The sequence below is a fragment of the Tenacibaculum sp. nBUS_03 genome, from assembly GCF_051201695.1.
Taxonomy (GTDB): Bacteria; Bacteroidota; Bacteroidia; order Flavobacteriales; family Flavobacteriaceae; genus Polaribacter.
In genome coordinates this window covers 130,732-143,596 of the sequence record NZ_CP179214.1, presented here as the reverse complement: position 1 = coordinate 143,596, position 12,865 = coordinate 130,732, and the positions used below count along the sequence as shown (strand labels likewise).

General features: G+C 28.4%; 11 protein-coding genes. 2 read left to right on the top strand and 9 right to left on the bottom strand.

What is annotated here, in order from left to right; all coding sequences use genetic code 11:
* The 8 genes from ACMFBB_RS00575 to ACMFBB_RS00540 all read right to left on the bottom strand — a co-directional run bounded on the left by ACMFBB_RS00575 (position 1) and on the right by ACMFBB_RS00540 (position 8,302).
* Positions 1 to 450, bottom strand: a complete 450-nt coding sequence (locus ACMFBB_RS00575) for a beta-carotene hydroxylase (RefSeq protein WP_435262533.1) — start codon at positions 448 to 450, stop codon at positions 1 to 3.
* Positions 447 to 884: a hypothetical protein gene (locus tag ACMFBB_RS00570; RefSeq protein WP_435262532.1), complete on the bottom strand. Its 438-nt coding sequence runs from the start codon at positions 882 to 884 to the stop codon at positions 447 to 449. The genes ACMFBB_RS00575 and ACMFBB_RS00570 overlap by 4 nt, the downstream gene beginning before the upstream one ends.
* On the bottom strand, positions 885 to 1,727 hold the full coding sequence (locus ACMFBB_RS00565) for a phytoene/squalene synthase family protein (RefSeq protein ID WP_435262531.1): 843 nt from the start codon (positions 1,725 to 1,727) through the stop codon (positions 885 to 887).
* A complete protein-coding gene (locus tag ACMFBB_RS00560; RefSeq protein ID WP_435262530.1) occupies positions 1,727 to 3,202 on the bottom strand; it encodes a phytoene desaturase family protein in 1,476 nt (491 codons plus the stop codon). Before ACMFBB_RS00560 ends, ACMFBB_RS00565 begins: the two co-directional genes overlap by 1 nt.
* A gap of 89 nt (positions 3,203 to 3,291) precedes the next feature.
* On the bottom strand, positions 3,292 to 4,185 hold the full coding sequence (locus ACMFBB_RS00555) for a MerR family transcriptional regulator (RefSeq protein WP_435262529.1): 894 nt from the start codon (positions 4,183 to 4,185) through the stop codon (positions 3,292 to 3,294).
* Between the two features lie 54 nt (positions 4,186 to 4,239).
* On the bottom strand, positions 4,240 to 6,816 hold the full coding sequence (locus tag ACMFBB_RS00550; protein WP_435262528.1) for a TonB-dependent receptor: 2,577 nt from the start codon (positions 6,814 to 6,816) through the stop codon (positions 4,240 to 4,242).
* Positions 6,817 to 7,743, bottom strand: coding sequence for a FecR family protein (locus ACMFBB_RS00545; protein ID WP_435262527.1), 927 nt, complete (start codon positions 7,741 to 7,743; stop codon positions 6,817 to 6,819).
* 43 nt (positions 7,744 to 7,786) lie between these two features.
* Positions 7,787 to 8,302, bottom strand: a complete 516-nt coding sequence (locus ACMFBB_RS00540) for an RNA polymerase sigma factor (RefSeq protein WP_435262526.1) — start codon at positions 8,300 to 8,302, stop codon at positions 7,787 to 7,789.
* Positions 8,303 to 8,490: 188 nt separating this feature from the next.
* Between ACMFBB_RS00540 and ACMFBB_RS00535 the strand changes: the two genes are divergently transcribed.
* Together ACMFBB_RS00535 and ACMFBB_RS00530 are read left to right on the top strand one after the other, a co-directional pair.
* Positions 8,491 to 9,690: a multidrug effflux MFS transporter gene (locus ACMFBB_RS00535; RefSeq protein WP_435262525.1), complete on the top strand. Its 1,200-nt coding sequence runs from the start codon at positions 8,491 to 8,493 to the stop codon at positions 9,688 to 9,690.
* A gap of 21 nt (positions 9,691 to 9,711) precedes the next feature.
* Positions 9,712 to 10,407 carry a pseudouridine synthase gene (locus tag ACMFBB_RS00530; RefSeq protein WP_435262524.1) on the top strand — a complete coding sequence of 232 codons (696 nt, stop codon included), beginning with the start codon at positions 9,712 to 9,714 and terminating at the stop codon, positions 10,405 to 10,407.
* A 247-nt stretch (positions 10,408 to 10,654) separates the two neighbouring features.
* Here the strand turns inward: ACMFBB_RS00530 and recQ are convergent, their stop codons facing one another.
* A complete protein-coding gene (recQ, locus tag ACMFBB_RS00525; RefSeq protein WP_435262523.1) occupies positions 10,655 to 12,853 on the bottom strand; it encodes a DNA helicase RecQ in 2,199 nt (732 codons plus the stop codon).
* Positions 12,854 to 12,865 lie beyond the last annotated feature (12 nt).

Here is a 12,865-nt window from a genome sequence, read left to right as displayed (position 1 = left end):
TTATTGTCTTTTTTTGAAATATTTAAAAGGAACAAACAGCATACCAAAACACTCTCCATCAGGTTTACCTAAATGTTTATGATGAATTTTATGTGCTTTCCTTAAACCTCTTAGATACCTATTACTTGTATTTTTAAACCAACTAAACCTACGGTGAATAAGTACATCATGAATTACAAAATAAGCAATTCCGTAGAGTAATATACCTAAACCAATGAAAAATAAGTAATTCAATTCAGGCCTAATACCGAAATAAAAAAGTAAAATACTTGGCACTGCGAAAACAACAAAAAAAGCGTCATTTTTTTCAAAAACATGAGGATAACCAGGCTGATGATGGTCTTCATGTAAAAACCATCCAAAACCGTGCATTATATATTTGTGTGTACACCAAGTAACACCCTCCATTGTAATAAAAGTCCCAATGGTTATAGCTATAAATATTATCATAATGATGTATTCTTTTTTATATAAAAATCTAAATAATCTGAAGTATTTTTAGTTTTCATTATTTTACTCAAAAACAATTTATCTTCTTTAATGTTTAACTTATAATTTAATAATGAAGGAATATTTTCTTGAATTACTAAACGTAGATATCTTAAATCGATATTATCCGGATGCCTTTTTATTAAACTTTCTAACCGTTTTTTACCTTTATTAAATATTGATAATTTTTTCCAAGGAAAAAATTTATATTTTGCTTGCTTCATTTCTAATGAAACTACGTAACCAAGAATGCTAATTTTAGAACTACTTTTATATTTGTTTATAAACTCAACTTCTTGTTTTTTAGTTTTAGCTGCATGATAAGACTGAACATAATCAGGTGTAGAATTAAAAATCAGCATTATAAACATTAAGGAAGAAAACAACCAATTCATTTATAATAAGTTTAATTTATACCTAGCATATCCTCTCATAAGCAAGCTTATTTTTAAACTATTTGAAATTCGTATTCTTGTATCCATTATTTGGGAAGAAGGAACAGATTTAAGCTTCTTTAATAGCCTTCTATAATACCTGTAAGCAATGTATACTCCAAATTTAGCTTCAACCGGTAATTTTAAAACTCCATTTTTGTATGCATACTCAAAATCATCTTCAATTTCTTTTATAATTTGTTCTTTAGATACTTTGTCTAATTGTTTTAAGTCTATATTTGGAAAATAAGATCTATTCAACAACTCAAAATCATCTTTTAAATCACGTAAAAAATTAACTTTCTGAAAAGCTGAACCCAATCGCATTGCTGCTTTTTTTAGCTCTTCATATTTACTGTTATCACCTTTAACAAAAACTCTCAAACACATTAAACCAACTACATCAGCAGAACCGTATATGTATTCGTTATATTCAGCTTGAGTAGTATATTCCTTTTTAAACAAATCAGCTTTCATACTTTTTAAGAATGCTTGGATTAGCTCATCTTCAATACAATATTTATTTACTGTTTGAATGAAAGAATTTAAAATAGGGTTTAAACTAATTCCTTGATGCTTCCCTAAATAATAATTTTTCTCAAACTGATGCATTAATGCTTCCTTATCATAATCATGAAATGTATCAACTATTTCATCTGCAAACCTTACAAATCCATAAATATTATACACAGCTGCTCTAATTTCTGGGGCCAACATTCTTGTTGCTAAAGAAAAAGAGGTACTATATTTTTTAGTTACCAATTTACTGCAATTGTAGGATACTTGATCAAATAATTGTTTCATTATATACGTGTTTTTAAGATTAGTTCAGAAGCTACTTTACCAGAAATTAAAGACGGAGGTACACCAGGCCCTGGAACCGTTAATTGCCCAGTAAAATACAAATTTTTTACTTTATTACTTTTAATTTTAGGTCTTAAAAAAGCTGTTTGAGTTAAAATATTAGCCAAACCATAAGCATTTCCTTTGTAAGAGTTATAATCATTTATAAAGTCATTAACACAATAACTTTCTTTAAATAAGATAGAATCTCTTACTTCTTGACCCGTTAATTTTTCAAGCCGATCTATGACAATATTAAAATACTTTTCTCTTATTTCAGGAGTATCATCAATACCTGGAGCTAAAGGAATTAAAATAGTTCCGGCCTCTTTATTCTCAGGTGCAAATGAATTATCAGTAATTGATGGAAAACTTGCATAAAATAAAGGCTTTTCAGGCCAACTAGGTGTGTCATAAATTGTTTTTGCATGTTCATCAAAATCAGTATCAAAGAATAACGTGTGATGACTTACATTTTTTAATTTTTTATCAAACCCAATATAAAACAATAAAGATGATGGAGCAAATGTTTTCTTTGACCAATACTTGTCCGAATATTGCTTTAAATTGGAAGGCAGTAGAGATTCTGTATGATGATAATCTGCTCCACTTAAAACTAAACTTGTTTCTATCTTTTTTCCATTAACCTCAATTCCTGAAATTTTATTGTCTTGATCTACCTCAATAGAGTTTATTGTAGCATCTGTTTGAAATTTAACACCTAAGTCTTTTGCTAGTTCAAACATCCCTTCAATTACCTTATACATACCACCTACAGGATGCCAAGTACCTAAAGAAAAATCAGCATAATTCATAAAATTATAAAAGGCAGGCGTATTACTAGGTTTTGCTCCTAAAAACAAGACAGGAAATTCCAAAATCTGAACTAATTTATTGCTCTTTATTTTTTTTCTTACTTGTTTTCTTATAGTTGAAAAAAACTGACTTAATCTAACCGCTGTTTTAAAAGAAACCAACTCTAGTGGAGAAACACCTGGCTTATAAACCATATCCCTCACAGCTATATCATAATTATCTTCAGCAGACTTCATAAACTTAACTAAGTGCTTTGAACTTCCTTTTTCTTCTTTTTCAAAAACATCGCATATTTCTTGAAAATTATCAGGAATGACAATACTGTCATTATCTCCAAAATAAACTTGATAAGCTGGAGATAATTTTTCTAACTCGTAGTAGTCTGAAGGCTTTTTTCCGAAATCAGCAAAAAACTTTTCGAACACATCTGGCATCCAATACCATGTAGGACCGATATCAAATGTAAATCCATCATTTATGTATTGCCTTGCTCTTCCTCCAACAGTCTTGTTTTTCTCATAAACAGTAACATCATAACCATATTTGGCTAAGTAACACGCAGCTGACAATGAAGAAAAACCTGATCCTATTATTGATATTTTATTTTCTTGTTTAATCATATTACAACAAAGTTAAACAAAATTAATATATATATATAATTTTGAGAGTTATTTTTTCATAAAAAAAAATGAGTTTAGAGAATAAGAAACTAAATTTCTTCTAATACTTTTATAACCGAAGGGTAAACTTTAATAAATGAATTGAATTGTTGATTTTCAACTAACATAGCTTTATTACCGATGCCAATAAACCTATGACTTGTTGAATTCAATATCTCGTCTATTTCATTAAAATAAGCCTTTATCTTATCTTCATAAGGCTTAACAGTCATAGAGGAAACAAAACACATTTCTGTATCGCTGTCAAAAAAGTAACTTAAATTACTTAAAGGTAAACTTTGACCTAAATAAATAGTTCTGTAGCCTCTTAATACTAATTCGTAATTTAAATACAAAAGCCCTATTTCGTGAATTTCTCCATCAGGAAGAAATAAAACGTAAGTCAAATCTTCTTTTGTAGCTGAATATTCCAAATTTTCAGTATTAAGCTGTATTTTCTGGATAATTAAATTAGATATAAAATGCTCATGAGCTGGAAGTAACGTATCAGTTTGCCATAACAGCCCAATACTTTCTAAGAATGGCACAAATACATCTTTAAAAATTTGCCTAAATGTCTTTTTGTGTAAAAGCTTGTTATATGTATTATTAAATAATATTTTATCAAACTGAAACATCGAAACCTTAAAAGAATTTAGGGCTTCATCACCAACTGCATGCTTGAAAGACAATTCACGAGCAGTAATTTTCACTTGCTCTTCAGACATTTCAGCAATTTTTGATATTTTATAGTTATGCTTGTTTAGTAAAACTACATTTAACAGCTTCAAAAGACTTTCACAAGAGTAATAACGAATATTAGTATCTGTCCTTTTAGGTTGAAATAAATTATATCTTTTTTCCCATATCCTTATAGTATGTGCCTTGATTCCAGAAATATTTTCAAGATCTTTTATTGTAAATATGGTCTTTATATTGTTCAATTTATTTTTATTTTCTTTAAACAAAGATACCTTAGTTTTCTTAACAATAAAAATTTATTTAATAAAAATTCTCAAAACAAGATTTGGAGTCATGCCTAAAGACACCTGTTCTCTTTCCTTAACTGTATATCTGAAGCCGTCCCAAACACTATAGTAACTCCTTCTTAAATAATTTGTTCTGTCATATAAATTAAGTAACGAAAACCCTATTTTTCCAGTCCATTTTTTGTTTTTATCAAAATTAAAAGAATAACTAGATGATAAATCCATCTTATGATAAGGTGGTAATCTCTTTGAATTAAGATCTCCAAAAACAAGATTTCCATTGTTTTCAAGTCTTTTAACGGGAGAGTATGGTGTTCCTGTTTTCCATACCCAAGCTAAAGAAAAACTAAAATTACCTAAATTTAAATTGTGTGCCCACAAAAAACTATTTGTCGTATCGAAGTTTGTTGGAAAGAACTTCCCTTTGTTAACTTCATCAAAAATATATCTAGATTTACTATAACTATAGGTTACCCAAGTATTGTAATTATTTATCGTTTTTTTCAATAATACATCTACACCATCAACTTTACCAGTTCCTTGATAAAACCCTCTAATATTACCTTCAGTAGCTTTAGTTGCAGAAGTTACCCCTTTACTATACTTTCTGTAATAATCAATATCAAACGTTAAACCATTAGCTTTATATATGGTTCCAAAAGTATATTGTTTATTTCTTAAAATTGGTAATTCTTCGTTATCTATTAGTAACCAAACTTCATTTTCCAAACCAAAATCAGAAGTATGAACCTCTAAGAGCCTTCCTATATTTTGTTGTTTAAATTCAAAGGATGTTTTGAATGAAAAGTTAGGAAACAATTGTTGTTGAAAATATACTCTAGGTGCAAAATAAACTTTATTAGAAAGTGTAAAATAATTTGTTCTTACACCTAAATTTACAATTGTTTTTTTGTAGTTATTATACCCATAATTAAAAAATAAGGCATGAGAATTATTATTTCCAGAATCCGCAATTTTATACTTCGTACTTGAAACTGCAGATTTAAGACTTCTCTCTATATTATAACAAATACTATTATTTGAAAACTCATAGCCGGTTAAGAAAGAAGATTTTTCATTTACTTTTTTCTCAAAAACACTTTTAAACCCTAAATCATTAATAACATTAGTTTTCAATGCCTTTTGTATATATGGACTTCCATAGTCAAACGCTCCAATATACTCATAGTTTAAATCATATGTAGAAGAATAAAAATTTGTTCTTAAAACAGAACTACTTCCTATATTACGTTCCCACATAGCCCTAACACCAGAGTTATTGATTTGTAAATCATCTTCTGTTATGTACCGTTTAGAATTTTTAGTCTTAAACAAATAATTCAATTTATTTCTAACTAACAAATAATTAAATGTAATAACGTCTTTTGAAGAAGGTTTATAAGTAAGTTTAGAATTAACATCAAAAAAATAAAAATCATTTTTACTATCATAAAATTCACTTCCAGCACTTTCATTTATAGAAATAATTGAATTTTGAAACACTTTTTTTGATAATCTATTAAATGTATTTGTTTTAAAAACATCAGTAAAAGATCTTCTACCAGATAAAGATATTCCAATTTTTTTTGAAATTGGTAAATTAACAAAAGCATCAAAATGTGTCATGTTTACACCAAAACCTCCATTAATACTTTCCGGTATTTCTTTATTTGTTTCTATATCAATTACACCAGATGTATGATTACCATATTCAGCACTAGCACCACTTTTAAAAACTTTAACTTTATCAACTATATAAGGATTAAAAGCAGAAATCATTCCAAAGAAATGAGACGAATTATACATTTTAATACCATCAAAAAGGATTAAATTCTGTTCAGGAGTACCTCCTCGAATAAATAATCCTGAAGCAGTTTCATCAGGACTATTAATTCCTGGTAATAATTGCACACTTTGCAAAATATCAGGTTCAGTTAAACCAGAGACGGTACCTAATTTTTTGGGTGAAATAACTAATGACCCATCAGTCTTTTTATCAATCCCTCCCACCATATAGTCTGACACTAAAACTTCTTCCAACAAAGTAGTAGACTCACTTAAACCTACTGATAAACAACCTTTTGCTAATTTTTCATTAACTATTAAAACCTTTGAATCATACCCTATAAAAGAAATCTCAATTTTATCATTTTCATTAAGATTAGAGAGTTTAAAAAAACCATTTTGATTAGAAATAACACCTTTACTTCTATTTAAAGAAACGACACTGGCACCTTGAATTTTTTTTTTATCTTTTAAATCAAAAATTTTACCGCATACATGAAATAATTTCTCTGATTTTGTTACTGTTATATATCTTTCAGTAATTTTTTCAAATTTTAACTTAAAGCTGACAGCTATTTTATCAAGAATCTTAGCTAAAGGAAGTTTAACTAATGAATTATGGACATACTTATTTTTAATAAGCTTATCATTGTATGAAAATTTTATTTCATATTTCTTTTCTAAAACAACAAAAAAGGACCTTAACAGTATTGAGTCCTTTTGTTTATTATTTTGAGCATGCATAGCATTTATTGCCCAAAAATAAGGCAATATTAATAAAACATAAAATTTGAAATTCATTTACTTTTTAACTAATGTAACTATTTTTGCATCCGTAAAGATAACTCCTATTTTCATAGGTTCAAAAACAGTTTTTAAAGCTACTTTTAAATTGTTATGGGTATAACTTCCTGTAAATTTTTGTTTTAAATCAATATCAGAAGTTTTTATACTTATTCCGTACTGATTTTCTAAAGATGAAACCACATGTTTCAAAGCTATGCTTTTAAAAGAAGTTTCTCCATTTTTCCATGTAGGTTCTTGCTGTTCTATATCCCACTTTTGATCTTCATCCGTACCATATTTAAAGTATCTTAAAGCTTTTCCTTTTGTTAAAATATGAGTAGACTCTCCAGAATTAACTTTTACTTTTCCTTCAAAACAATGAACCTCAATATATTCTTGATTTGATTTAACATTAAATTGAGTTCCTAATACTTTTACCTCACCAACATCAGTCGTAACCTTAAAAGTTTTTCCATGTTTTACTTTAAAAAATGCCTCTCCTACTAAAAATAATTCACGGGATTTGTTCCAATCTTTTTCATAAAAGTTTATTGAAGATTTAGAATTTAACAACACCTCGGAAGAATCAGGTAAAACAAGGGCTAATCGTTCTCCAAATTTAGTTTCATAATTTGTTGAATTATCTAAGAAATAAAAGATACTAAATATAATTAAAACAGCTGCAGCTACTGTAGATAACCAATTCAATTTAAAAACTTTTGACTTTCTTTTTTCTACACCTAATGAAGTAGTTGTTTTTGCTTTAATCCTCTTAAAAACCTTTTCCTTTTCAAATATTGGTTCTTCAAATTGGGACGATACATCCATTATTTTTTCATACAAAGCATAATCGGAAGTCTTTTTAAAATCTTCTAATTCATTTTTTGTAAGCTGATTATTTAACCACTTAGTTAAAAAATCATTATCTATCCTTTTATTCATTTTCTGCCTTTCTTATTGTATAACAAGTAAAGTATAAGCTACCCTACTTTAAATTCCTCCCTATTTTATCTCTTAACGTTTTTAATGCTAAAGACATTCTCTTTTCTACTGCTTTAACCGATATATCTAATATTTCAGCTATTTCTCTATACTTTTTTTTATCAATTCTATTTAATAAAAAAACTTCTCGCTGTTTTTCTGGTAAATCTGCTATAGCACTTTTAAGCTTAGTTAAAAACTCTTTTTCTTCAATGATAAATTCAGGGGTTTCATTTGTATAACCTTTTTTATTTTCAGAGGAATGTTTTAGTACAATCTTTTTATGAGCGACATGATTTAAAAACATGTTGTTTGCAACAGTAAACAAAAATGATTTAGCTTTTTCTACAAGTACTTTTGAACAATTGTCCCATAACTTAATGAAAGACTCTTGTACAAAATCTTCAGCTAAATCTTTATCACCACATTTGTAATACATAAAATTATGTAGTGACTTGGATTGTTTATCATAAACATCTTCAAATACTTTTGGTTGACAAATTGTTTTTTTTGTTTTCATTGCAACAAACTTACTATTTTTTTAAAAAAAAGGTAGGGTATTTTACTTTTTAATTGTTTTATCACAAATTAATTATATACTGGGTGCTATTAGTGAACCTTAACCCTTCTTAAAGCTAATAGCCCCATTTTTATTTTTTAGTTTCCTTTTTTTACCATTTAATTTACTAGTTGTTGTAATTTTGTTGAATGCATAAAACTTCAAATAATTCTAGATTAGAATTCATTACTTTGATGGCTTCTTTAATGTCATTAGTCGCTCTATCTATTGATGCTTTACTTCCTGCTTTGAATCAAATAGGATATTCTATCAATCTTAAGGGTTCAAGTGATAATCAACTTCTTGTTACAATGATTTTTTTAGGGCTTGGATTTGGTCAATTAATTGCAGGTCCCATCTCTGATAGCTTTGGTAGAAAACCAATAATATATTTCGGTTTTTTTATTTTTGTTTTAGCTAGTTTTATTTGCATAACTTCTTCTAGCATTGAAATGATGGTTGTTGGTAGAATTTTACAAGGAATCGGACTTTCTGCTCCTAGAACCATAAGTATAGCCATGGTACGAGATAGTTTTAGTGGTAATTATATGGCTAAGATAATGTCATTTATAGTTGTTATTTTTATTTTAGTTCCTGTTGTGGCCCCTTCTTTAGGTAAAATTATGCTTGATAACTACGGCTGGAAATCTATATTCTATAGCCAATTAATATTTGGAGTATTAATCATGATATGGCTTTGGAAAAGACAACCTGAAACATTAAAAAAAGAACATAAGGCACCTTTATCTTACAAACTTTTTATCAATGGATACAAAGAATTTAAAAAACAAAAACAAGCATTTGTTTTTACTTTAATATCGGGGTTAATTACAGGATCTTTTATGGTGTATTTAAGTGCTTCTCAACATATTTTTCAAGAACAATATAATTTATCTGAAGAGTTTCCTTTTATTTTTGCTGGATTAGCTATCTCTGTAGGTTTTGCTACTTTTTTAAATGGAACTTTAGTTATGAGGTTTGGTATGTTTAAGTTAGTCTATTTTTTTACTTATATTTTCATTTTAATTCCTGTTATTTATATTGTTTTATTTTTTGGTTCTAACAATCCTAGTATTGAAATTATTCTGGTATTTTTTGCTCTTCAATTTTTTTCGATAGGTTTTTTATTTGGAAATCTAAGATCATTAGCAATGCAGCCTATAGGTCACATTGCTGGGATTGGCGCAGCATTTAATGGTTTTATTTCTACAATAATGGCTGTACCCATAGCTATGTTTATAGGCAGCTTTATTACAACCACATCCCTACCTTTATTTGTTGGGTTTTTAGCTTGTGGAGTTCTTTCATTAGTTATGCTTTTATATTTAAAAAAAGAAGTACAATTATAAATTTAAACAGTATCATTAATTTTGAAACTAGAAATTATTTATCAAGACGAGTATATAGTTTGCGTAACAAAACCTAACAATGTTGTTGTTCATCATGCACATCATTCAAGAAATGTTGCTGACGAAAAATCATTATTACAATTATTAAATGAACAAATTGGGGGTAAATTCTATCCTATTCATAGGTTAGACAGAAAAACTTCAGGAATCATTTTACTCGCTAAACAAACCAAATTTGTTTCTAAATTTCAAAGTCTTTTCACTGAAAAATTAATTCAGAAAGTTTATTTCGGGATTGTAAGAGGCCATTCACCATCATTTACCACTATTGATACCCCTGTAAAAGGACGTGATTCAAATGTGTATAAAGAAGCTGAGACTCAAATTGAAACTATAAAAAAAACAACTTTAAACATACCTGTAAAACCCTATGATACATCAAGGTACAGTTTACTGAAGTTAACTCCCAAAACTGGAAGATTACATCAATTACGGATACATACAAATAAAATAAGTCACCCTCTTATAGGTGACCCAAAATATGGAGACAAAAATCATAACTTGATGTTTATTAATAATTTTGATTGTGGTAATTTATTCTTACATGCATATTCACTTGAGTTTATACATCCTTTTTTCAACAAAAAAATCAAATTAAAATCAAATTTCCCTCAGGATTGGAACGTTATTTTTAATAAGTTTGACTGGAAATTATAGTATAAGTAACAGAATAATATATTTTATAACATCAATATAAAAAACTTAATTTTTATTTTTTGCATTTAAAACAATCTTGTACAAATTACACTAGGTGTTTTTATTTTTTCTAATTTAAAGAAACTATGAAATTCAAAATTGCACTTTCTAGCAGTAACTATTACAAACCAAAACGCAAGAGATTAAACTCTTGCGCCCATAAATATAATTCTTATTTATTCATCTTAATTTACACAAAGTGTATAATTTAATTTGCTACTTCACTCATAAATCTTATTCGCATTAATCGAAGTTCATCATCATCATAGTCTCCTTCAAATTCGTCAAGTGCATCTTGTATTTTATCAGTTTCTGCCTCCATAAAATATTCACTTATCTCTTCCTGTTGATCTTCGTCTAACAAATCCTCTATAGCATAATCAATATTTAATTTTGTACCAGAAAAAACAATAGCTTCCATTTCTTTAATTAATTCAGGCATCTCTAAACCTTTTGATTTTGCTATATCTTCTAATGGTAACTTTCTATCGGTATTTTGAATAATATATAGCTTTAAGCCAGAATTTACACCAGTACTCTTTACTATTAAATCATCTGGACGCATTACCTCATTTTCCTCTACATAATTTGCTATCAACTTGACAAAATCTTTACCATACTTTTTAGCTTTACCTTCTCCAACTCCGTGAACTTTAGATAATTCTTCTAGGTTGATTGGATATTTTAACGCCATATCGTCAATAGAAGGATCTTGAAAAACTGCAAATGGTGGTACTCCTAATTTTTTACCTACGTTTTTCCTTAAGTCTTTTAACATTGTTACTAATTTATTATCTACTCCAGCACCAGCAGACTTAGTATTAGTAATAATAGTTCCATCATCATCAGTTGCATATACATGATTTTCAGTCATCATGAATGACGTAGGGTTTTCTATAAATTCTCTTCCTTTTTTAGTCAATTTTAAAACTCCATACTGTTCAATTTCCTTTCTAATTAAATCAACTACTAACACTTGACGTATTAAAGCCATCCAGTAATGATTATCCTTATCTTTTCCTATTCCAAAAAATGGTTGTTGTGTTGTTTTGTGGGATTTTAGCAATGCGTTTTCCTTACCAATTATTGTATTAACCACCTCTTTAGGCTTGTACATTTCATTAGTATCTCTAATTACTGAGAGTAACTTTACAACTTCTTTATCAGCCTCATGCTTTTTCTTTGGATTACGCATATTATCATCTAAATCAGCACCTTCACCATTTACAGCATCAAACTCTTCTCCAAAATAATGCAGTAAATATTTACGTCTATTCATTGAAGTTTCAGCATAACCAACAACCTCTTGTAAAAGGGCATGGCCAACTTCTTGTTCAGCTACAGGTTTATTTGCCATAAACTTCTCTAGCTTTTCAATATCTTTATATGAATAAAACGTTAAACAATATCCTTCTCCACCATCTCTTCCAGCTCTACCAGTTTCTTGGTAATAGCTTTCTAAACTTTTAGGAATATCATGATGAATAACAAAACGAACATCTGGTTTATCTATTCCCATACCAAACGCAATAGTAGCTACTACAACATCACAATCTTCCATCAAAAACATATCTTGATGTTTGACTCTAGTTTTAGCGTCTAATCCAGCATGATAAGGTACAGCATTTATACCATTTACTTGCAAAACTTGAGCTATTTCCTCTACTTTTTTACGGCTTAAACAATAAATAATTCCTGATTTACCTATTCTAGTTTTAATAAAGCGAATAATATCTTTCTCTATTTCTTTAGTTTTTGGCCGTACTTCATAAAACAAGTTAGCTCTATTAAAAGAAGCTTTAAAAACATTAGCATCACTCATACCAAGTGTTTTTAATATATCTTCTTGAACTTTTTCAGTAGCTGTAGCTGTTAATCCTATTATAGGAACATTATCAATTTGTTTGATAATTGATCTAAGGTTTCTATATTCGGGTCTAAAATCATGTCCCCACTCTGAAATACAGTGAGCTTCGTCAATAGCAACAAAAGAAATTTTTTGTTGCCTTAAAAAGGCTACATATTCTTCTTTTATTAGTGACTCAGGAGCAACGTATAACAACTTAGTTATTCCATTCTCTATATCAGATTTTACTTGGCCTATTTCTGTTTTATTCAAAGATGAATTTAAAACATGTGCTATTCCTTTATTCTCTGAAATCCCCCTTATAGCATCAACCTGATTTTTCATCAAAGCAATTAATGGAGAAACAACTATAGCTGTTCCTTCTTTCATTAATGCTGGTAATTGATAACATAATGATTTACCTCCCCCCGTAGGCATGATAACAAATGTGTTCTCATTATTTAAAATGCTATTTACTACATTTTCTTGTAAACCTTTAAACTTATTAAATCCAAAGATTTTCTTTAATGCTTCATATAAATCCGACTGCTCTATACTCATTTCTTTTAATAT

What these genes read in the sequence shown, in the direction of transcription:
- ACMFBB_RS00575 (WP_435262533.1), bottom strand. Translation starts at nt 450, where the DNA reads ATGATAATATTTATAGCTATAACCATTGGGACTTTTATTACAATGGAG.
- ACMFBB_RS00570 (WP_435262532.1), bottom strand. Translation starts at nt 884, where the DNA reads ATGAATTGGTTGTTTTCTTCCTTAATGTTTATAATGCTGATTTTTAAT.
- ACMFBB_RS00565 (WP_435262531.1), bottom strand. Translation starts at nt 1,727, where the DNA reads ATGAAACAATTATTTGATCAAGTATCCTACAATTGCAGTAAATTGGTA.
- ACMFBB_RS00560 (WP_435262530.1), bottom strand. Translation starts at nt 3,202, where the DNA reads ATGATTAAACAAGAAAATAAAATATCAATAATAGGATCAGGTTTTTCT.
- ACMFBB_RS00550 (WP_435262528.1), bottom strand. Translation starts at nt 6,816, where the DNA reads ATGAATTTCAAATTTTATGTTTTATTAATATTGCCTTATTTTTGGGCA.
- ACMFBB_RS00545 (WP_435262527.1), bottom strand. Translation starts at nt 7,743, where the DNA reads ATGAATAAAAGGATAGATAATGATTTTTTAACTAAGTGGTTAAATAAT.
- ACMFBB_RS00540 (WP_435262526.1), bottom strand. Translation starts at nt 8,302, where the DNA reads ATGAAAACAAAAAAAACAATTTGTCAACCAAAAGTATTTGAAGATGTT.
- ACMFBB_RS00535 (WP_435262525.1), top strand. Translation starts at nt 8,491, where the DNA reads ATGCATAAAACTTCAAATAATTCTAGATTAGAATTCATTACTTTGATG.
- recQ (WP_435262523.1), bottom strand. Translation starts at nt 12,853, where the DNA reads ATGAGTATAGAGCAGTCGGATTTATATGAAGCATTAAAGAAAATCTTT.